At 75.3% G+C, this 20,949-nt stretch carries 14 protein-coding genes; 5 read left to right on the top strand and 9 right to left on the bottom strand.

What is annotated here, in order from left to right; genetic code table 11:
• Positions 1-98: 98 nt before the first annotated feature.
• The 3 genes from SGA01_RS02995 (at position 99) to SGA01_RS03005 (ending at position 5,384) form a co-directional block, all read left to right on the top strand.
• Positions 99-1,349, top strand: a complete 1,251-nt coding sequence (locus SGA01_RS02995) for a Tm-1-like ATP-binding domain-containing protein (protein ID WP_141293011.1) — start codon at positions 99-101, stop codon at positions 1,347-1,349.
• A 91-nt stretch (positions 1,350-1,440) separates the two neighbouring features.
• Positions 1,441-2,283: a phosphoenolpyruvate hydrolase family protein gene (locus tag SGA01_RS03000; protein WP_141293013.1), complete on the top strand. Its 843-nt coding sequence runs from the start codon at positions 1,441-1,443 to the stop codon at positions 2,281-2,283.
• 128 nt (positions 2,284-2,411) lie between these two features.
• Complete coding sequence (locus SGA01_RS03005; RefSeq protein WP_141293015.1) at positions 2,412-5,384, top strand: AAA family ATPase; 2,973 nt, start codon at positions 2,412-2,414, stop codon at positions 5,382-5,384.
• Here the strand turns inward: SGA01_RS03005 and SGA01_RS03010 are convergent.
• Entirely contained in the window at positions 5,366-7,084 is a 1,719-nt protein-coding gene (locus SGA01_RS03010) for a serine/threonine-protein kinase (protein ID WP_229917959.1), read from the bottom strand. The genes SGA01_RS03005 and SGA01_RS03010 overlap by 19 nt on opposite strands.
• Positions 7,085-7,137: 53 nt before the next feature.
• Positions 7,138-8,913 (bottom strand): hypothetical protein, encoded by a 1,776-nt coding sequence (locus tag SGA01_RS40830; protein WP_167533990.1) that lies wholly within the window; start codon positions 8,911-8,913, stop codon positions 7,138-7,140.
• Positions 8,914-9,303: 390 nt separating this feature from the next.
• Between SGA01_RS40830 and SGA01_RS03020 the strand changes: the two genes are divergently transcribed.
• Positions 9,304-11,301: a SpoIIE family protein phosphatase gene (locus SGA01_RS03020; protein ID WP_308699032.1), complete on the top strand. Its 1,998-nt coding sequence runs from the start codon at positions 9,304-9,306 to the stop codon at positions 11,299-11,301.
• 111 nt (positions 11,302-11,412) lie between these two features.
• On the opposite strand, the gene SGA01_RS03025 is transcribed toward SGA01_RS03020, so the two are convergent.
• The 6 genes from SGA01_RS03025 to SGA01_RS03050 form a co-directional block, all read right to left on the bottom strand.
• Positions 11,413-13,380: an ABC transporter permease gene (locus tag SGA01_RS03025; protein WP_141293019.1), complete on the bottom strand. Its 1,968-nt coding sequence runs from the start codon at positions 13,378-13,380 to the stop codon at positions 11,413-11,415.
• A gap of 55 nt (positions 13,381-13,435) precedes the next feature.
• Positions 13,436-13,834 (bottom strand): TOBE domain-containing protein, encoded by a 399-nt coding sequence (locus SGA01_RS03030; protein ID WP_055646479.1) that lies wholly within the window; start codon positions 13,832-13,834, stop codon positions 13,436-13,438.
• A 108-nt stretch (positions 13,835-13,942) separates the two neighbouring features.
• Positions 13,943-14,422 carry an Lrp/AsnC family transcriptional regulator gene (locus tag SGA01_RS03035; protein ID WP_055644841.1) on the bottom strand — a complete coding sequence of 160 codons (480 nt, stop codon included), beginning with the start codon at positions 14,420-14,422 and terminating at the stop codon, positions 13,943-13,945.
• Positions 14,423-14,579: 157 nt separating this feature from the next.
• The gene (locus SGA01_RS03040) at positions 14,580-15,887 is read right to left on the bottom strand and encodes an SUKH-4 family immunity protein (protein ID WP_141293021.1); all 1,308 of its coding nucleotides are present in this window, start codon (positions 15,885-15,887) and stop codon (positions 14,580-14,582) included.
• 59 nt (positions 15,888-15,946) lie between these two features.
• Positions 15,947-17,029: a magnesium and cobalt transport protein CorA gene (locus tag SGA01_RS03045; RefSeq protein WP_141293479.1), complete on the bottom strand. Its 1,083-nt coding sequence runs from the start codon at positions 17,027-17,029 to the stop codon at positions 15,947-15,949.
• Positions 17,030-17,143: 114 nt separating this feature from the next.
• Positions 17,144-18,103: a serine/threonine dehydratase gene (locus SGA01_RS03050; RefSeq protein ID WP_141293023.1), complete on the bottom strand. Its 960-nt coding sequence runs from the start codon at positions 18,101-18,103 to the stop codon at positions 17,144-17,146.
• Positions 18,104-18,284: 181 nt separating this feature from the next.
• Between SGA01_RS03050 and SGA01_RS03055 the strand changes: the two genes are divergently transcribed.
• The gene (locus tag SGA01_RS03055) at positions 18,285-18,860 is read left to right on the top strand and encodes a hypothetical protein (RefSeq protein ID WP_141293025.1); all 576 of its coding nucleotides are present in this window, start codon (positions 18,285-18,287) and stop codon (positions 18,858-18,860) included.
• 10 nt (positions 18,861-18,870) lie between these two features.
• On the opposite strand, the gene SGA01_RS03060 is transcribed toward SGA01_RS03055, so the two are convergent.
• Positions 18,871-20,892, bottom strand: a complete 2,022-nt coding sequence (locus tag SGA01_RS03060) for an alkyl/aryl-sulfatase (RefSeq protein ID WP_141293027.1) — start codon at positions 20,890-20,892, stop codon at positions 18,871-18,873.
• Between the last annotated feature and the right edge of the window lie 57 nt (positions 20,893-20,949).

The raw sequence follows: 20,949 nt of genomic DNA on the forward strand, positions 1-20,949 counted from the left end.
CGGAGTGGTCGTTGTCGCCGCAGGTCGCGCGACGGAGGATCGACGAGAACGGGACCGGACCGCGGTACCTGACGCGGGGCCGGGAGAAGGGTGTGGGCATGGCGACCGTCGTGCTGGTCGGGACGCTGGACACGAAGGGGGAGGAGTACGCCTGGCTCCGGGAGCGGCTCAGGGAGTACGGCAGCGACGTCCTCCTCGTCGACACCGGCGTCCTTCCGCCACCCGCGCACGCGCCCGTGCCCGACGTCCCCGCCGACGTCGTCGCGCGCGCCGCCGGCCACGACCTGGCCAGGCTGCGGACCGAGGGGGACCGGGGCGCCGCCGTCGCCGCGATGGCGCAGGGCCTCTCCCGCGTCGTCCTCGACCTCTACCGCAAGGGGAAGCTGCACGCCGTGCTCGCCGCGGCCGGCAGCGGCGGTTCCACGATCGCCGCCCAGGCGATGCGGGCCCTGCCCATCGGCGTACCGAAGGTGCTGGTCAGCACCATGGCGGGCGGGGACGTCTCCCCGTACGTCGACAGCAGCGACCTCACCATGATGTACAGCGTCGTCGACATCTCCGGCCTCAACACCGTCTCCCGCCAGGTCCTCGGCAACGCCGCGGCGGCCGCCGCCGGGATGGCCCGCCGCCACGAGCGGAACCACGACGAGCAGGCCGGCCGGGGGCGCCCGGTCGTCGCGGCGACCATGTTCGGAGTGACCACCCCCGCCGTCGACGCGGCCCGCGCCCGGCTCGCCGAACTGGGCTACGAGGTCCTCGTCTTCCACGCCACCGGCGCGGGCGGCCGGGCCGTCGAGAAGCTCGCGAGGGACGGCGTCCTCGACGGCGTACTGGACCTGACGACGACCGAACTCGCCGACGAGCTGGTCGGCGGCGTGCTCAGCGCGGGCCCCGCCCGGCTCACCGCCGCCGGAGCCATGGGCATCCCACAGGTCGTCGCCCCCGGCGCCCTCGACATGGTCAACTTCGGCCCGTCCGCGACCGTGCCGGAACAGTTCACCGGGCGCCGGCTGCTCATCCACAACGCGACCGTGACCCTCATGCGCACCACCGCCGGCGAGATGGCCGAGCTCGGCACCACGATGGGCCGCAAGCTCCGCGCCGCACGAGGCCCCGCCGAGGTCTTCTGGCCCCTGCGCGGCATCTCCGCCGTGGACACGACCGGCGGCCCCTTCGACGACCCCGAGGCCGACCGTGCCGGTCTCGACGCCCTGCGCGCGGCCGTCCGGGGCGGCGAGGTCCGCGTCCACGAGCTCGACGCGCACGTCAACGACGCCTCCTTCGCGGTCGCGATGGCCGACCGCCTCCACCGGCTCATCGCCGACGGCACCCGCGGACCGGGCCACTGACCGGCCCGCTGACGGAGCCGCCGACCGGGCCACTGAACGGCCCGGTGACCGAGCCGCCGACCGGACACCCACCCTTCGAGGAGTCACGACCGTGAACACCCGATCCACCGTCAGCCGCCAGGACGTCCTCGCCCGGCTGCGCGCCCAGGTCTCCGCCGGCCGGCCGATCGTCGGCGCCGGGGCGGGCACCGGTCTCTCCGCCAAGTGCGCCGAGGCCGGCGGGGTCGACCTGCTGATCATCTACAACTCGGGCCGCTACCGGATGGCGGGCCGAGGTTCGCTCGCCGGACTCCTGCCGTACGGGGACGCCAACGCGATCGTCCAGGACATGGCCCGCGAGGTGCTGCCCGTGGTCCGCGAGACGCCCGTCCTCGCCGGGGTCTGCGGCACCGACCCGTTCCGCCGCATGGACCTCTTCCTGGACGAGCTGAAGGCCATGGGCTTCGCGGGCGTGCAGAACTTCCCCACGGTCGGCCTCTACGACGGCACCTTCCGCGTCAACCTGGAGGAGACCGGCATGGGGTACGGCCTGGAGGTCGACATGGTCCGGGCCGCCCACGAGCGGGACCTGCTCACCGCCCCGTACGTCTTCGACCCGGAGCAGGCCGCCGACATGGCGGCGGCGGGCGCCGACGTCCTCGTACCCCACGTCGGGCTCACCACCAAGGGCGCCATCGGCGCGGGCACGGCCATGACCCTCGACCAGGCCGCGGCGGCGGTCCAGGAGATGCACGACGCGGCCAGACGAGTGAACCCCGACATCCTCGTCCTCTGCCACGGCGGCCCCATCGCGGAGCCGGAGGACGCGCGGTACGTCCTGGAGCACACCACCGGCGTCGTCGGCTTCTTCGGGGCCTCGTCGATCGAGCGGCTGCCCACGGAGCGGGCCGTCACGGAGCAGACCCGCGCCTTCAAATCCCTCGCCCTCGGCTGACGACCACCACTCGGGGCCTCCGGCCGACGGGCCTGTCGGTGACGTGCCGTACAACTGAGAGCGGGGAAGAAGCACGACCGCACGGCGGCACGACCGTACGACGGCGTGACCGCACGAGGGGACTGTACGTGGACACTTTCGCGGACCGGGGGTGCGCCGACCGCGCGCCCCTCGTCGGGCGAGCCCGGGAACTGGACCGGCTGGACGGGCTGCTGGGCTGCCGCGCAGAGGCCGTCGGCCCGGTGGCCGTGGACGTCACGGGCGAGCCCGGCATCGGCAAGACCCGGCTCCTGACCGAGTTCGCGGTACGGGCCAGGCGCCGCGGAGCGACCGTCCTGCGCGGCCGGGCCGGAACCGCCGAAGGGGACGGCGGCACACCCTTCCAGGCCGTCCTGGACGCGTGCGCCGACCTCGACCACGGGAAACGGGCCGCCGTCCCGGCCCTGGCCGAACTGGCCAGGCTCGTCGAAGAGGCGAACGGCTGGGAGGCGCAGCAGGGACACGGCGCACTCGTACGGCGGATCGGCGCCGCGCTGGGGCGTGTTCCGGCGCCCGGGCTCGTCCTCCTCCTCGACGACCTCCACCGGGCGGACCCGGCGACCGCCGCCCTCCTCGACCACCTCCTCCGGCACCCGCCGCACGCACCCGTCCTGGTCGTCACGGCCCGCCGCGAGCGACAGACCCCGCCCGCCCTCGCCTCCTCCCTCGCCAGGGCGGTCGACTCCGGCGCCCTCGCGGGGCTGGACCTCGGCCCGCTGGAGCCGGAGGACTGCGCCGGGGGCCTCGCCCCCGGGGTGCCGCCCGAAGCGGTCCAGGAGCTCTACGCGGCCAGCGGCGGCAACCCGCTCTACTTCCGGGCCCTCGCCCACACCCGTCACCGGCGCGACGAGGCGCCCGGCACCGGACCGGTGGCGGTCCTCCTCGACGAACTGACACCGCTCGGCCCGACGGAGCGGGCGGTCGTCGAGGCGGCGGCCGTGCTCGGCGGCCGTGTCACCTCCGAACTGGTCACGGCCGTCGCCATCGATCGGCGAGGCGGTGCACCCGGCGACGGCCAGGAAGCGATCGACGCCGCCCTGCGCGCGCTGGCCGGCCGCGACCTCGTCCGGCCCGACCAGGACGGCCGTACGCTCGGCCCGCGCCACCCGGCCCTCCCGGAACTGGTCCGCGGCGCGCTCGATCCGTGGCGCCGCCGCGAGCTGCACCGGCGGGCGGCGGCCGCGCTCGCCCGGGCCGGCGCGCCCGCGACCGCCCGGGCCCCGCACCTGGTCGGCGCGGCGGCCGGCCCGGACGCCGAGACGGCGGCCGTGCTCGTCGAGGCCGCCGAGCGGACCGGGACCGTGGACCCCGCCCGCGCCGCCCACTGGCTCCAGGCCGCCCTCGACCACCTCCCCGACACCCCCGAACACCACGCGGGTCGACACGAGCTGACGCTCCGGCGGGCCCAGGCCCTCGGCGCGGCGGGACGCGTCGCGGAGAGCCGTGACGTCCTCCACCACCTCATCGACACCTGCCGCCCGGACCCGGGACGTACGGAATACATCGAGGACCCCGAGGACCCCGACGGCCCGGACGACACCACGCGCGGTGCGGGAAGCGAGCACACGGCCGGGATCCGGACCTCCGCCGTCCTCCTCTGCGCGTTCATGGAACGGCACCTCGGCCGCTACCCCGAGGCGGACGCGCTGCTCCGCCGCGAACTGGAGCGCAGCCCAGGCCCCAGGGACGGCCTGCGGACCGGACTCGTCGTCGAGTGGGGCGCCAGGGCCCTCTTCGCCACCCGCTACCCCGAGGTCCGCGAGGAGGTCGCCCGGGCACTCGACGAGGCGCGCCGCCGCCGCGACGAGGCCGGCACGGCGGAGGCCCTCACGCTCTCCGCGCTCGGCGAGGCGTACGAGGGCGAGACCGTCATCGCCCGCGCCCGCGCGAAGGAGGCCGCGGCCCTCACCGACACCTTCACGGACGGCCGCCTCGCCGACCACGTCGAGTCGCTGGTGCGCCTGGGCTGGACCGAGGCCTTCCTGGAGGAGTACGGAGCGGCCGAGCGCCACACCGCGCGGGGCATCGTGGTCGCCCGCCGCGCCGGACGGCCCTTCGCGCTCTCCCAGCTCCTCCTCTGTTCGGCGTACGTCCACTTCCTCACGGGCAACGTCGCTGCCGCGCTCGACCTGGCCGAGGAGTCCCTCACCGTCGCCCGCCCCCTCGGCGGCACCGAACTCCTCGGCTTCAGCCGGGCGATCCGCGCCACCGTCCTCCTCCACGCCCTGCCGCTCGGCGCCCCCGAGGGACTGGCCGCCGCGGAGGAGGCCGCGGCCACCGTGGGCACCGCCCAGAGCTGGTGGGCCACGCAGGCCCGCTGCATGCTCGCCCACAGCGTCCCGCTCGACCAGGACCCGCACCGGGTGCGCGGGGCGCTCCTGCGGGCGGGCGGCGACCGGGACCTGTCCCGGCTCCAGCCCTCCCTGCGCCCGGGCTATCTCGAACTCCTCGCCGGGGCGGCCCTCGCGGCCGGAGACCTCCCGGAGGCCGAGCGCGTGGCCCGGCGGGCTCTCGCGGAGGCGGCTCGGCTCGGCCTTCCCGTCCAACGCGGGGCCGCCCGGCGCGCGTGGGGGCGGGTGCTGGCCCACCGGGGCGAATCGGCCGCCGCAGCCGAGGCGTTCACCGAGGCCGCGCGGGAGAGCGCCGGTTCGGGAGCCGGGCTGCGCGAGGCCCACAGCCTGCTCCTCGCCGCCCCACACGTACAGGCCGCGGGCGACGGCGCACGGGCCGCCGCCCTCTGGCGCAGGGGCCGCCGCCTGGCGGCCGACGGCGGCGCCCGCATGCTGGTCGACCTGGCCGACCGGACCAGACCGGCGCCTCCGGACGGTGGCGCGCCCGACGGCCGGCTCTCGGTGCTCACCCCGCGCGAGCGCGAGATATCGGTCCTCGTGGCCGAAGGACTGACCAACCAGGCGGTGGCCGACCGGCTCTGCCTGAGCCCCCGCACGGTCGAGAGCCATGTCGCCCGGGTCTACCGGAAGACGGGTGTGGAGACCCGGGCGGGCCTCGCCTCCCTGGTCGTCAGGACCGGGGTGGGCGAAGGTCAGTTCTCGCGCGGATAGGTGGAGGTCACGCGGCCCTTCGCGTCGGCTTTGAGGTAGCCGACGCCGTACGTGTCGGAGAGGTAGACGGTGAAGCCCGCCCCGCTCCCGAGCAGCGTCGAGCCCGGGGTGAGGACGAGGTACCGGCTGGTGGGCCGGTCGACGCCCAGTTCCTTGTCGGCCCGCTTCAGGAGCGCGGGCAGGGTGTCCCAGTCGAAGGCGTCCAGGTCGGCCGGGACCGTGCCGGGGAAGGCGGTGCCGCCCGGGCCCTCGCGGACCGCCACGTCCTCGCCCCGGTAGACGTACCGGTCGTAGCGCTTCGTGCTGCCCTTGACCAGCGACTCGGCGACGGCGTAGTCCGGGTAGACGACGAAGCCGGTCACCTTCGCGCCGTCCGTGGCGGCGTGCACCGCGGCGATCGCGGCCCTGATTCCGGCCGGTGTGAGCAGGTTCGGCTCCTTCGGAGCCGAGGTCTTCTCCGGCGCCGACGACGTACCGGGGCGCTGTGCCGTGGGGCCTTGCTGCGAGGGCGGTGCGCTGCTCGGGCCGCTGCCCGCTTCGCCGGGCCGCCAGTCCCAGGCCGTGGCGCCGACGGGGATCCCGACGGCGAGGACCACGACGAGGGCGCCACCGAGGAACCGTCCGGCGCGCCCCCGCCGGCGCCCGCCCCCGGCGAGCCCCGCCGAGGTGGTCGGCTCCGCCCCGCTCGCCGCGTCGGAGGTGACGGGCACGGGCTCGGGCGTCTCGGGCGCGGACGTCTTCTCGGGCGCAGACGTCTTTTCGGGCGCGGAAGGCGCCGGCTCGGGACGGTCGGACGCGGAAGCCGAGGAAGTCGCGGAAGCCGAGGGAGGCGCCGGGAGTACGGGAACCGGGGGAGGCGCGAGCCGGAACGAGGTCGCGGACTCCTTCCCGGCGGACTCTTCCCCGGCGGTTCCCTCCCGGGTAGTTCCCTCCCCGTCGGCCGCCGCGGCGGCCAGGGCGCGGTCGAGTTCCGCCGTGTCCGGGCGGACGGACGGATCCCGTACCAGCAGCCGGGTCAGGATGCCGGTGAGTCCGCCGGCCCGCACGGGCGGTGGCACGTCGTCGGAGAGCACGGCGGCCAGCGTCGCCAGGGTGTTCTCCCGGCGCAGCGGGTGGTGGCCTTCCACCGCCACGTACAGCAGCATGCCCAGCGACCACAGATCGGCGGCGGGGCCGCTCGAACCGCCGCGGATCCGCTCGGGCGCCATGTAGTCGGGCGAGCCGATGATCGAACCCGAGGCCGTGAGGACGGTGGACTCGCGGATCGCGGCGATGCCGAAGTCGGTGAGGACGGGCCGCCCGTCGGGACGCAGCAGGACGTTGGCGGGCTTCACGTCGCGGTGCTCGATGTCCCGCTCGTGGGCGGCCGTCAGCGCGGCGAGCAGACGGCGTCCGAGCACGGCGGCCTCGGCGGGCGTCATCGGGCCCCGGTCGAGGCGGTCCTGGAGCGAGCCGCCGGTGACCAGTTCCATGACGAGCCAGGGGTACGTTCCCTCGCCCGCGTCGACGATGTGGTGGATCGTCACGACGCCCGGATGGTCGACCCGGGCCAGCGCCCGGGCCTCGCGGAGCACCCGGGCCCGCAGCGTCCGGGCGCCCTCGACGTCGTACTCGGCCAGCGCCGGGTCCGGCGGGCGTACCTCCTTGAGCGCCACGTCACGGTGGAGCGCCAGGTCGCGGGCGCGCCAGACGGTTCCCATGCCGCCGCCACCCAGCCGCTCCACGAGCTCGAAGCGGCCGTCGATCACTCTGCTCACACACACCCCTGTATTCGGGTCCTCGGCGTGGCGGCGGCCGACGGGCGGCCCCCGCCCACGTCGCCGTACACGTTCACCTGATAGCGCCCCGACGCCTCGTACGGATCCGGCGGCGACCACGGATCGGGACACGGCCCGGGACACGGGCCGGGACCCGTGGAGCCGGAGCCGACGGCAGCGGGACCGACGGCAGCAGGATAGGCGGCGCCGGGGCCGAGGAGCTCCGTCAGTTCCTCGCGGATCAGCACGAGTTCGGCGCGCAGCCGGTCGCGCTCCGCCGGCTCCGGAGTGCCGCGCAGGCCGCGCTGGGCCTCTCGGAGGGCCTCCTCCAGGACCACTTCGGCCCTGGCGGCGCCCCAGGCCGTCCGGACCTGCCGGGCCCGCGCACGCAGGGAACGGGCCGCCGCTCCGTGGTCGCCGGCGGACCGCCACAGGTCGGCGGCGCGTTCGTAGGCCCGGGCCGCCTTCTCGGGCGCCCCGGCCGTACCGAGGGCGTGCGCGGCACGGTGGCTCAGGGCCGCGCCGTGCTGGAGGTCGGCCCGGAGCCGGGCCTCGGCCGCCGCGAGCGCGTACTGCCGTGCGGCCCGCTCGGGTTCGCCCCGGCGCAGCGCGCAGAAGGCGAGCCAGGCCCTGGCCCGTAGGCGGGCCGCCTCGTCCCCGTCCCGCGCCGGCCCGGCCAGGACCTCCCCCAGGACGGTCGCGGCCTCCTGCCACCGGCCGCGCACCGCGTGGGCCGAGCCGAGCCGCAGCCGGGCGAGGACACCGAGGAGCGGGTCCTCGCCGGAGCGGTCGGACAGCCGGACGGCCTCGGTGAGGAGCGCCACCACCTCCTCGCCGCGCGGAGAAGCAGGCCGACCGGGCCCCTCGTGCCCGTCGAACGGCTCCAGCCCCTCGCCTCCCTCCAGCGTCCGCGCGAGCGCGAGGCGGAGGCGAGCCCCGTCGGCGGTCCTGAGCAGGGCGTTCTCCTCGCCGGAGCCGACGGCGGCACGCAGCACGGTCGCCGCCTCCGCGTGCGCCCCGGTGGTCCTGAGAACCCCGGCGAGCAGCAGCTCGGTCTCCGTGGGGGGCCAGGGCCGCCCCGAGGCGGCGTGGTCCGCGACGGCCGCCCGCAGGTGGGCGAGGGCCGCGGCCGGGTCCTCGGGCGCGGTGACCCGCCCGAGGAGCGCGCGGGAGTCGGCGAGGGGGCCGAGGACCGTGGGGTCCGCGCGGTGCGGCACGGCGAAGGCGACGAGCCGGGCGAGCTCCTCGCGCAGGGCGGCGGCCTCCGCCTCCGGGTCGGCCGCGGTGTCGAGGAGGTCGGCGCGGGTCCGGGAGCGCAGCAGGAGGACCGTCGCGGTCTGGGCGACGGTCGCCCGGCCGGCCGCGTGCAGGGCGGCGGCCCGCTCGCAGAGCTCCGCGAGCCCGGCGCAGGCCGTCGCTCCCGGTTCGGGTCCGGTGGCGAGCGCCCGGGCACGCGAGATCAGCGCCTTGCCGAGCAGACCGGACCGTTCGTGCAGGTCGGCGGCGCGCGAGAAGAGGGTTTCGGCGGCGGGCCGCGCCCCGCCCCGGCAGTCGAGGGCGGTCGCGTCCAGCGCGTCGGCGTGGTCCCTGGGCGTGATGGCCCCTCCGACCCGCCGCAGGGCCTTCGCGGCCCGCTCCCAGGCCCCGCCGGCCGCCGGGTGCCCGCCGACGGCGGAAAGCCGCCGGGCCCGGTCGAGCAGGGTGTGCGGGTCCTCCGGCCCGCCGCCGGGCCCCCGGTCGTACGGACGCGCGTCGGGCGGGCGGCTGGTCATGCGGGGTACTCCGGGAACGGGAGGGCGGAACGGCGGCGCCGGTGGATGCGCGTACATGGAGGTCGCTACGACTCTCGCAGACGGCCGCTCGCCCGCACATCCGTAGAACTACGGAAGAACAGCGGAACGGTCCGCCTGCCGCCTGCCGCCTGCCGCCTGCCGCCTGCCGCCCGCCGCCCGTGCTCCCTCACCTCCGACCCCCTCCCGGCGCGGGGCCCGGAATCGGACGGACGCACTGCGCAGAGCCCGCCGTCAACGACTCCGCTAGGGTGATTCGGTAGGGATTGAGCCCTTTGGGGCCAGGCCGATGCGTAGGTCGATGCGTTGGAGACTCATCAGTCGTCGAGCAGGGTTCCGAAGCCGCCCAGGGCGGCGGTCGGGGACGCGGGCGTGCTCCGGGAGCTGCTGCCCATCGCACTCTGGCGGGAGGACGCCGAGGGCCGCATCGTCGAGTGGTCCCTCGCCGCCCAGGACCTTCTCGGCCATCGGCCCGAGCACGCGCTCGGGCGTCTCGCCACACCGCTCCTCGTCCCCGACGCCAACCGAGAGCTCGCCGACAAGCTCACCGAGCGCGTCCAGTCGGGCGAGACCATGGTCGGCACGCTGCCCGTCCGCCACCGGGACGGCCACACCATCGCCATGGAGATGTGGATCGTGCCCGCCGCCGACCCGCAGGGGCGTCCCGGAGCCATGCTCATCGCGGTGGAGACCTCCGAGGTCCTGCGCATGCGGGAGAACCTCGCGGCGATGGAGAGCCTCTTCACCCAGTCGCCCATCGGACTCGCCCTCCTCGGCCCCGACCTGCGCTTCCTCCGCATCAACGACGCCCTCGCCCGGATGAACGGCGTCTCCGCCGCCGCCCATGTCGGCCGCCGCCTCACCGAGGTCGTCCCCGGCGTCAACGCCACCGCGCTCGAATCCCTGATGCGCCAGGTCCTCGACAGCGGAACCGCCGTCGTGGACGCCCGCAGGGTCGGCCGCACCCCCGCCGACCCGGGCCGCGACCACATCTGGTCCTGCTCGTACGCACCCCTCAGCGACCGTGCCGAGGAGCCCCTCGGCCTCATCGCCTCCCTCGTCGACATCACCGAGAGCCAGGAGGCGCACATCGAGGTCGAGCGGGCCCGGCACCGCTTCGCCCTGCTCGCCGAGGCCGGCGCGCGGATCGGCACGACCCTCGACCTGGGGGAGACGGCCGAGGAGGTGGTGCGCTTCCTCGTGCCCCAGCTCGCCGACTCCGCCGACGTACAGATGCTGGAGTCGGTCCTCGAACCGGACGACCCGGCCGCCTCCACGCGCGGAGTGCTGCGCCGCCTCGCCGCAGGCTTCCCCGACCCGACCGCCCCCACCTCCGTGCTCGCCGCCGGCCAGACCTTCCAGCTCCCGCTGGACTCCGTGTACGAGCGGGTCGTCGCCGGCGGGAGACCCACGAACCTCTACACCACCGACCTGCCGGCGCTCTTCACCGACCCGCGCACCGAGGCGCTCCGCACCTACTTCGCGACCCGCATCGGCTCGGCGCGCCTCGTCCCCCTCGTGGCCCGGGGCAAGGTGCTCGGCGCGGTCACCGTGACGCGGCTGCGGACCCGTGAGCCCTTCGACGCGCAGGACTGCGTCCTCATCGACGAGGTCGTCGCCCGCGCCGCCCTCAACATCGACAACGCCCGCCTCTACACCACCCAGCGGGAGGCGGCGATCACCCTCCAGCGCAGCCTCACCAACAGCGCGCTGCCCGCCGTCACCGGACTCGAACTCACCGGCCGCTACCTCCCCGCGAGCGCCCATGACGTCGGTGGCGACTGGTTCGACGTCATCGCCCTCCCCGGCGGCAGGACGGGCCTGGTCATCGGCGACGTCATGGGCCACGGCATCCACGCGGCCGCCGTCATGGGCCAACTGCGCACCGCCGTACGGACCCTGGCCCGCCACGACATCCCCCCGGCCCGGATGCTCAGCTCGCTCGACGCCGTCGTGGCCGACCTCGGCGAGGACGAGATGGCCACCTGCGTCTACGCGGTCCACGACCCGGCGACCGGAAGCTGGGTCATCGCGCGCGCCGGGCACCCGCCCCCGGCGCTCGCCACCCCGGACGGCACCATCACCTTCCTCGAAGGCCCGCCCGGCACCCCGCTGGGCACCGGAGCCCACGACTTCGGTACGGAGGAGGTCACCCTGCCCGAGGGCGGCCTGCTCGTGCTCTACACGGACGGCCTCATCGAGGCCCGCGACCGGGACCTCGACCAGGGGATGAGCCAGCTCGCCCGCGCGCTCCGGGACCTGGACCGGCCGCTGGACACCCTGTGCGACGAGGTACTCGCCCGGCTCCTTTCCGGACCGGCGCAGGACGACGTCGCGATCCTCATGGCCCGTATGTGGACCACGGACTGAGGGCCTGGGGTCCGTACACGGACCACGGACCACGGACCGAAGCCGTCGGCCTTCGGGCCGCACACGGTGCCGCCGCCCCGGCAGTCCCGGCAGCCCCCGGGTCGCCGCCGGTCAGAGCGTCACGACGGTCACCTCGGTCGCCTTGACCCCGGTCCAGACGGACACCCCGTCCGCGAGCCCCAGCTCGGCCGCCGCCTGCGGCGTGATCTCGGCGACGAGGTCGGGGGCCCGGTCGGAGGTCACCAGGACTCGCAGCCGACTGCCGCTCGCGGTGATCTCCCGTACGGTTCCGGGCCAGACGTTACGGGGACTGCCGCCCGGCTTCTCCCGGTGCACCGCCACCGCCTCGGGCGCGATGATCGCCAGCGCCCGCGTGCCGGGCGGCGGCGGCTCGGCGGCGACCAGGGCGCCGCCCCCGTCGAGCGCGAGCCCCTCGGCGGATGCGGCACCCGGCCATGCGTTGCTGCCCAGCATCCGGGCGACCCACGGCGACCGTGGGTGGCGCGACACCTCGCCGGGGGAGGCGTCCTGGAGGGTGCGTCCGTCCTCCAGGACGAGGACCCGGTCGGCGAGGGAGACGGCCTCCACAGGGTCGTGGGTGACGATCAGACAGACACCGCCGAACCCCGCGAGATGGCTGCGCAGGGTGTGCCGCACATGGGCCCGGGTGGTCTGGTCGAGCGCGGCGAGCGGCTCGTCGAGGAGCAGCAGCCGGGGCCGGGTGGCCAGGGCGCGGGCCAGGGCGACCCGTTGGGCCTGGCCGCCGGAGAGCTGCGCGGGACGGCGGTGCGACAGCCGCCCCACGCCGAGCCGGTCGAGCCAGGTCTGTGCGGCCCGCCGCGCCTCGGCGCGCGGAACGCCGTGGGCCCGCAGGCCGTACGCGGTGTTCGAGAGCGCGGACAGGTGCGGGAACAGCGCACCGTCCTGCGGCACCCACGCGACCCGCCGCCGGTGCGGGGGCAGCTCGGTGACGTCGGCGTCGCCGAGCCGCAGCGTGGCGTGGGCGCGGGGGGTGAGGCCGAGGAGGGCCCGCAGGAGCGTCGTCTTTCCGGCGCCGTTGGGACCGACGACGGCGATGGTGGTGCCGGGGTCGGCGTCCAGCGCCAGTTCGGTGAAGCCGCCGACCTCGGCCCGCAGCGCCCAGCGCCCGCCGTCCGCTTCCCCGTCGGGGAGCGCAGCCCCCGCCGCCTCGGGGGAGGAGTCCGGCCCCGGCAGCGGCTCGGGCGCGGGCTCCGGCTCGGGGGCGGGCGCGGGCCGCCGGGGCGACGCGGGCGTTCCCGTCCAGCGACCGCGCAGGGCGACGAGTACGGCCATGGCGATGGCGAGCAGCAGCAGCGAGACGGAGGTCGCGGCTTCCGGCTCCTCCTGGAGCAGCAGGTACACCTGGAGCGGCAGGGTCTGGGTGGTGCCGGGCAGGTTCCCGGCGAAGGTGATGGTGGCGCCGAACTCGCCCAGCGCCCGCGCCCAGGTGAGCGCGGCGCCCGCGAGGAGCCCCGGGGCGACCATCGGCAGGGTGACGGTGAAGAAGACCCGTACCGGCGAGGCGCCGAGGGACGCCGCCGTCTCCTCGTAGCGGGGGCGCAGTCCCCCGAGCGCGCCCTCCAGGCTGATGACGAGGAACGGCATCGCCACGAAGGTCGCGGCGACGATCGCGCCCGAGGTGTGGAAGGGGAGCGTGATGCCGAACGTGGACTCCAGCCAGGGCCCGAGGAGTCCGCGCCGACCGAACGCGAGCAGCAGCGCCACACCGCCGACGGTCGGCGGCAGCACCATGGGCAGCAGGACGAGGGAGCGGACGAGCGCCTTGCCGCGGAACGGCACCCGCGCGAGGAGCCAGGCCAGCGGGACGCCGAGCAGCAGCGACAGACCGAGCGCCCAGAAGGAGACGAGCAGCGACAGCTTCAGGGCCTGGACGGTGCCGGGTTGCGTGAGGTGCTCGGCGAAGGAGGTCCAGTCGGTACGGGCCAGGACGCCGACGAGGGGCAGGACCAGGAACGCCACCGCGAGCAGCGCGGGGACGGCGAGGACGACGGGCGTGCGCGGGCCGTTGCCGGAGCGGCGGACGCGGAGTCGTTTCATCGGTGTTCCCTGGGAGCGAGTGGAGAGGGGGCTGTCCGTCCCCGGAAACCGTGGATCAGGCGCGGTCGATGTGGACGCTGGTCGACTTCACCCGGGCGGTGGCCCGCATGCCGACCTCGAGGCCCAGCTCCTCGACCGCCTCGCGGGTGAGGAGGGACACCAGCCGGTGCGGGCCCGCCTGGATCTCGACCTGTGCGGCGACGTCGCCGAGCTTGACGGCGGTCACGATCCCCGGGAAGGCGTTCCGGGCGGAGGTGGTGGAGGAGTCGTCGTCCTCGCCGACGCCGCTCTGGGCGATCTCGATCGAGAAGGCGGCGAGGTCGCGGCCGTCGATGAGCCGCCGGCCGCTCTCGTCGCGGTGGGTCGCGACCCGGCCCGCGTCGGCCCAGCGGCGGGCCGTGTCGGGGCTGACGCCCAGGAGACGGGCCGCCTGCCCGATGGTGTAGGACTGCATGTGCGCCACGGTAGGCGGTTCTTCCTGTCGTCTACAACGAATCGCGACGCATCTCGGCGCAATCGCCAGTCACCTTGGAGGAACCGACAAGGCCCTGGTCCGGCTCGCTCACGCCGTGCCGGACCGGCGTCCCACCGCCTCGACCAGGGGTAGCAGCCGGTGCGGCACCCGCTCGCGCAGCGCGATCTCGGTCCGGGTGCGGACGACCCCAGGCAGCTGGATCAGGCGCTGGATGACGTCCTCCAGGTGCCCGGCGTCACGGGCGACGACCCGGGTCAGCAGATCCCCGCCACCGGTGATCGAGAAGGCCTCCACGATCTCGGGGACGCCCGCGAGCGCGTCGCCGACCTCGTCGAGATGGCCCTGCGTCACCTCGACGTGGACGAAGGCTAGTACCGGGTGCCCCAGTGCGGCGGGCGAGAGGACGGGGCCGGTCGCGGTGATCACCCCGTCCCGCTCCATGCGGTCGATCCGCGCCTGGACGGTGCCCCGCGCCACGCCCAGGATCCGCGCGTACTCGCGCACGCTCGTGCGCGGCTGCTCGATGAGGAGCCGCAGGATGCGGGTGTCGAGTGCGTCCACCGCCATGGCCGGCCGGCCTCCTTCGCTCCCGACGTCCGGACGCCGGGTTCCCGACTCTACCCAGGCCGTGGCCTGCGGCGACGCGCCGAAACGGCCCCCGTCGGTGCGGCCCGCCGCCCTGGTGCCCGCCGACTCGGCAGCGGGCGACCAGCCGGCCCCCCACTCAGTAGCCGTCGACGCCGAGCTCGGTGACGGAGGCGAAGAGGTGCTCCCAGACCTCGGCACCGGGCGCGTCCTCCGCCAGCGCCTCGGCGTCCACGTCGCCCATCGCCCGCAGGAACGTCTCCGCGCCCTCCTCACCGGGGTACGGGTCCCAGCAGGCGCCCATGTGACGGCGCACGCCCTCCAGGAACCGGACGAACGACTCCAGGTCGCGTACAAGGGGGAAGGCGGCGTCCCCGCCCGGCCCGTGGCTGCCGTCGGGCTGCCGCAGGGCGACCGCACCGGTGACCGGGTGGACGAAGACCTCGCCCGGATCGCAGTAGCCGAGGTCGAACGCGCCGACGCGCAGCAGCCCGTCGGGACCGGGACCGAGCAGCTCCTCGTCCACCGCGAACGAGGTGACGCCCGCACCCCAGTGCCGGGGCAGACCGACCTGGCCGAGCAGGGTCCGGGTCGGCTCGTGCGTGAGGTTCCCGGGGAGTTCGGCGGCCGGGACCCGGACGACCCGGCCGGCCCCGAACACCCGGTCGAGCCGGCCCGCGGTGAGCGCACCGCCGCCGTCCCGCTCGTCGAAGCGGCCTCCGGGCAGGAACCAGGGTCCTTCGCCACCGGGCTCGGTCCACTTGCGCGGCTCCGTACCGCCCTGCGGCCCGTCGGCAGGCGCCCCGTCCCTCTCGGTGTTCTCCTCGACGAGCACCACACCGCGCGCGTCGAGGACGAGGAACCGTCCCCCGTCCGGCACGGCGGCGGGTTCCTCCCAGGCCTCCGGACAGAGCGGAACAAGCCCGGCTCCGTCCCCGTCCCCGTCGAAGAGCCAGGGTCCGTCCAGGTCCACGTCGTCGAGCGGCTCGGCCGTCCCGTCGGCCGGGGCGGCGCTGCGCTCCCCGGTGGCCAGGTCGAACCACGTGTCCTCGCACCACAGGGCCCACACCTTCACGAGCCGCCGGCCCTCGACCTCGTACACCTCGGCCGTGCGGTCGCCGCTCAGGTTCGGCTCGGCCGTGTACGCGCCGACCGGCCGCCACCAGGCCCACACCGTCCGCCAGGGCAGCGCCGGTTCGGCGGCGGCGACCCGCTTCGCGTAATCGTGGTGGCCCAGGACGGTCGCCGCGAAGTGCAGCCACGAGGCGAACTCGGCGGAGGGTGCGCCGGCGCCCCCGAACACGGCCTCGGCCTGGGTGAACACCTCGCGGCCCACGCCGCCGAGCCCGTCGGGCAGAGCGGTCAGCCGGGCGCGGAGCTCGGCGCGGTCGTGGCGGAGGACGAGGGCGGGGTCGTCCAGCAGGGAGCAGAAGTCATGGTCGTTCACCCCAGCAGGGTGTCAGCCACCGGGAGCCGCGGTCGCCCCGCCCCCGCGTAACTCGGCGGTCAGAGCCAGCCGTTGCGGCGGAAGCCCCGGTGGATGACGAAGCACGAGACGGCGATGACGCCGAGGACCAGCGGGTAGCCGTAGGTCCAGCGCAGCTCGGGCATGTGCTCGAAGTTCATGCCGTAGACGCCGCAGACCATGGTCGGGACGGCGACGATCGCGGCCCAGGCGGTGATCTTGCGCATGTCCTCGTTCTGGGCGACCGTCACCTGCGCGAGATGGGCCTGGAGGATCGAGTCGAGGAGGGCGTCGAAGGACGTGACCTGCTCCGCGACCCGGGCGAGGTGGTCGGCCACGTCGCGGAAGTACGCCCTGATGTCCGGGTCGACCAGCGGCATCGGGTGGGTGGCGAGGTGCTGGAGCGGTCGGCCCAGCGGCGTCACGGCCCGCTTGAGTTCGAGGAGTTCGCGCTTGAGCTGGTAGATCCGCCCGGCGTCGCGCCGGTCCGCCTGCTCGGAGAAGACCGCGCTCTCGATCGCGTCGAGGTCGTCCTGCACGGCGTCCGCGACGGCGAGGTAGTCGTCCACCACGTGGTCCACCATCGCGTGCAGCACCGCGGAGGGCCCCTTGGCCAGCTGCTCGGGCAGGTCCTCCAGGGCCTCGCGCAGCGGACCGAGCGAGCCGTGGCCGCCGTGCCGGATGGTGATGACGAAGTCCGGGCCGACGAAGGCCATCAGCTCGCCCGAGTCCACGACCTCGCTGGTCGCGGTGAGTTCCTCGTGCTCGACGTAGCGGACGGTCTTGAAGACGGCGAACAGCACGCCGTCGTACTCCTCGACCTTGGGCCGCTGATGGGCGTTGACCGCGTCCTCCACGGCCAGCGGGTGGAGCCCGAAGAGCTCGGCGAGGCCCGTGAACTCCTTCTCGTCCGGTTCGTGCAGACCGATCCAGACGAAGCCGTCGCCGGCCTTGCGGACCTGCCGCAGTGCCTCCTCGGCCGAACCGCGCCCGCTCCGCCGTACGCCGTCGGTGTAGACCACGCAGTTGACGACCGCGCTGCCGAGCGGGGAGCGGGCCGGGTGACTGAGGTCCACGGCACGCCGGTACGTCAGACGGACAGCCCTGCGCAGGCGCTGGATCATGGACACGACGTGCTCCTTCGGCGGATCGACGCGCCAGTCTGCCACCGGCGGCGACACGTCCGCGAGTGCCCGCCGGTGGCGGATGCCCCCGAAGGGTGTCCGGCGGACCAGGGTCTAGGGGGCGACGAGGTCCGTCGGGTCGGTGTTCGCGCCGCAGAGGACCACGCAGACCGTCTCGCCGGGCGCGGGGCGGTACGCGGTGTCCGGGACGTCCGCCCCGGGGCGGGCCACGGCGGCCAGGGCGGTGGCGGCGGCGTGCTCCACGGCGAGCCGGCGGTCGTCCCACAGGGTCTGCCGGGCGCGGACGATCGCGGTGTCGGGGACGAGGACCGAGTCCACGCCCTCCTGCTGTGCCGCCCGCACGGCGGTGGCGGAGGCGCGGCGGGCGCCGAGGGAGTCGGCGGCGACGGAGTCCACGGTGACGTCGACCGGCCGGCCGGCCCGGACGGCGGCGTCGAGGGCGCGGCAGTTCTCGGGTTCGACGGCGACGGTGCGGATGCCGTGGTGCCGGGCCGCGGTGGCGACCCCGGCGAAGAGACCGCCGCCGCCGACCGAGACGACGACGGTGTCGAGGCCGGGCACCTGTCGGCGGATCTCGTCGAGCAGGGTGCCCGCGCCGGCGGCGATCAGCGGATGGTCGTACGCGTGCGAGGCGAGCGCCCCGGTCTCCGAGGCGAACTCCTCGCAGGCGGCGAGGGCCTCGGCGTACTCCGTACCGACGAGCCGGACGTCCGCGCCGTACTCGCGGAGGCGGGCCACCTTCACCCGGGGCGCGGTGGCCGGCAGGAAGACGGTGGCGGGGACGCCCTGCCGGGCGGCGGCCCAGGCGCAGGCGAGACCGGCGTTCCCGCCGGAGGCGATCGTGACGCCGGCGTCGGGGAGGGTGCCGGCCTCGCGGTGGGCGAGGAGGAAGTTCTGCGCGCCGCGCGCCTTGAACGAGCCGGTGTGCTGCATCAGCTCCAGCGCGAGGTGAACACCACCGGGCTCCGTGGGCCCCGCGAGGGCGACGGGCCGGACATGGCCGGCGACGCGGTCGGCGGCGGTCGTGATGTCGTCGTAGACGAGGGTGTGCACCTGGGGCTCCCGGGGGTGATCGGCCGGGGTGATCGGCGACCCCGCTGCACGTCCCCCGAACCTACCGTGGCGCCCGTGTCGCACGTCGCTCGTCACCCGCGACCGTCATGCGTCACTCGTCATGGTGGACACGGTCCGTGCGGCGGGCGTGCCCCGGGGCGGCTCGGGCAGCGTGAGCCCCATGAACTCCCGCCGAGCGATGGTCGCTCTCCTCGCCGCGTTCCTCACCAGCGGATGCGTGGCCGTCCCCGAGGCCCCGGCCCCGAGCGCCCCACCCCGGCCCGCCGAGCTCGCCCCCGCGGCCGAACGTCCGCCCGCCGCGCTCCCGGCATGGCCGGAACCCACCCAGGCTCCGCCCCGGGAGAACCTCGCCGCCACCGATCCGCGCCCCGGCCGCCCGCCCGCGAAGTCCGCACCGGCGAAGGCCGCGCCTGCCGAGCAGGCACCTGCCGGGCGCGCACCCGCCAAGCACCGCCACACCCCGAGGCAGGCCGTCGAGAAGGCGCCCGCTCGCCCCGCCGCGCCGCGGAAGAACCCGCGGACGACGACGGAGCGGCGGAAGCCCGAGCCGGTCGGGAAGCCCGCCCGGAGGACCGTCCCGAGTCCGAAGCCCCGGCACTCACAGCCGTCCGCCCCGCGCCCGCGGCAGCCGGTGACGGGTCAGGCCCCCGAGATGCGCGCCCTCTGCCGCCAGGCCCAGGAGGTCGACGCCCCGATGGGCGCCGCCGACCTGTGCCGCGGCATGTACGGACACTGACCCGGCCCGCTCAGGGGGTCACGATCGGGAACTCCGGCTGGGGGGCTTCGAGGACCGCGAGCAGCCGGGGCAGGAGCGCGCGGTCGCCGGTCATCGTGATGCCGTCGGTGCCCTTTCCGGCGAGCAGGGAGATGAGCTGGGGCTTGGTCATCGTCAGCGTCAGGCCCGCGTCGGCGGCGGGGCGGGTGTCCCTGGTCCAGGTGAGCAGGCCGTTGACGAGACGCAGGTGCCAGTAGTCGCCGCCGATGTGCCAGTCCATGGCGATCCGCAGCGACCAGGCCTTCGGGCCGTCGACGCGGACGGCCATGCTGTCGATGATCTGGCCGACGGTGAGCGCCAGGTACATGTCGGGGCCGAGGGAGGCGGTGGCGTGCGGCGTGATGCCGTGGAGGAGCTCCTGGGCGCCGGTGAGGTAGAAGTTCCTCCAGACGGCGTTCTCGACGGCCTGCCCGAGACGGGTGTAGAGAGCGGCGAGCCGGCGCCGCGCCCGGCTGTCCCGGGGGTCGTTGAACACGGCGTGGTTGAGCAGGGTGACGGCGAAGCGCAACTCGCCCCGGTCGGCGTAGTGCCGGGCGCGGGCGAGGACCGCGGCCTGACCGCCGAGGGACTCCACGTAGAGGCGGGCCTCCTCGACCGGCGGGTGTTCCCAGAGGTGCGCCGGGTTGCCGTCGAACCAGCCCATGTAGCGCTGGTAGACCGCCTTGACGTTGTGGCTCAGCGAGCCGTAGTAGCCGCGGTTGGCCCAGACTCCTTCGAGCTGGGGCGGGAGCCGGAACGTCTCCGCGATCTCGATGCCGGTCATGCCCCGGTTGATCAGCCGGACGGTCTGGTCGTGCAGGTAGCCGTACAGGTCCCGCTGGTGGGTCAGCAGGCCGACGATGGCGTCGTTGCCCCAGGTGGGCCAGTGGTGCGAGGCGAAGGCGACGTCGGCGGTGCCGTCGTAGAGGCCGATCGACTCGGTGAGGTAGCCGGCCCAGGCGTGGGCGTCGCGCACCTGGGCGCCGCGCAGGGTCAGGATGTTGTGCATGGTGTGCGTGGCGTTCTCCGCCATGCACACCGCGCGCAGGTCGGGGAAGAGGAAGTTCATCTCCTCCTGGCACTCGGTGCCCGGGGTCATCTGGAACCGGATCCGCACCCCGTCGAGGACGACCTCCTCGCCCGTGGTGCCGATGAGCTGGGTGGGGGCGATGAGTCCGACGGTGCCGAGCGAGACCGTGAGGCCGAGCCCGCAGCCGACCTGGGCGCCCGCGTTCTTGGGGAGCGTGGAGCCGTACATGTAGGCGGCGCGGCGGGCCATCGCCGTGCCGACGTACACGTTCTCGCTGACCGCGTGCTCCATGAAGCCCTCCGGAGCGAGGACGGGGACGTCCCCGGCGCCGTTCGGCAGGACGCCCCGGCAGCCGCCGAAGTGGTCGACGTGCGGATGGGTGTAGATCATCGCCCGGACCGCGCGGTCGCCGCGGTGGGTGCGGTAGAGCCGCAGGGCCGCGGCGGCGGTCTCGGCGGAGATCAGCGGATCGATGACGATGATGCCGGTGTCGCCCTCGACGATCGTCATGTTGGACAGGTCCAGGCCCCTGACCTGGTAGATCCGGTCGGTGACCCGGTACAGGCCCTGGCGTGACAGGAGCCGCGCCTGCCGCCACAGGCTGGGGTCGACGGTGTCGGGGCCCTCGGGGCCCTCGTGGCCGGGGTGGCCGGCGTGGCCGCCGTGGTCGTCACGGCCGCCCTGGCTGTCCCGCCCGTCCGCAGCCTCGGTGAGGAAGCGGTAGGCGGCGGGGTCCCAGACGGTCTTCCCTGCGGCGGTGGTGATCGGCCCGCCGGTGAACGCGGCGATGAACCCGCGGTCCGCGTCCGCGAAGTCGGCCTCGTCGTCGTACGGGAGGCCGTCGGTCCGCGTGGGGGTCCGCGTCTCCCCGGACCGGTGCCCGGCCAGCGCCTGGGCGGTCTGCGGGTTCAGGGATACGGAGGCGGCCGCGGCGCCCATGGCGGCGGCGGCCGCGACGAAGCCGCGCCGGTTCATCGGAGTCATGGCAGTGTCACGTCCTTCTCGGGGAGGACGCCCACTATTGCAGTCTGACTGCAATAC

It is taken from the genome of Streptomyces gardneri (assembly GCF_006539185.1).
Lineage (GTDB): Bacteria > Actinomycetota > Actinomycetes > Streptomycetales > Streptomycetaceae > Streptomyces > Streptomyces gardneri.

Bases quoted from the DNA above. Each gene is read 5' to 3' on its own strand.
- SGA01_RS03025 (WP_141293019.1), bottom strand. From the start codon at position 13,380: ATGAAACGACTCCGCGTCCGCCGCTCCGGCAACGGCCCGCGCACGCCC.
- SGA01_RS02995 (WP_141293011.1), top strand. From the start codon at position 99: ATGGCGACCGTCGTGCTGGTCGGGACGCTGGACACGAAGGGGGAGGAG.
- SGA01_RS03010 (WP_229917959.1), bottom strand. From the start codon at position 7,084: ATGGGAACCGTCTGGCGCGCCCGCGACCTGGCGCTCCACCGTGACGTG.
- SGA01_RS03060 (WP_141293027.1), bottom strand. From the start codon at position 20,892: ATGACTCCGATGAACCGGCGCGGCTTCGTCGCGGCCGCCGCCGCCATG.
- SGA01_RS03055 (WP_141293025.1), top strand. From the start codon at position 18,285: ATGAACTCCCGCCGAGCGATGGTCGCTCTCCTCGCCGCGTTCCTCACC.
- SGA01_RS03035 (WP_055644841.1), bottom strand. From the start codon at position 14,422: ATGGCGGTGGACGCACTCGACACCCGCATCCTGCGGCTCCTCATCGAG.
- SGA01_RS03030 (WP_055646479.1), bottom strand. From the start codon at position 13,834: ATGCAGTCCTACACCATCGGGCAGGCGGCCCGTCTCCTGGGCGTCAGC.
- SGA01_RS03045 (WP_141293479.1), bottom strand. From the start codon at position 17,029: ATGATCCAGCGCCTGCGCAGGGCTGTCCGTCTGACGTACCGGCGTGCC.
- SGA01_RS40830 (WP_167533990.1), bottom strand. From the start codon at position 8,913: ATGACCAGCCGCCCGCCCGACGCGCGTCCGTACGACCGGGGGCCCGGC.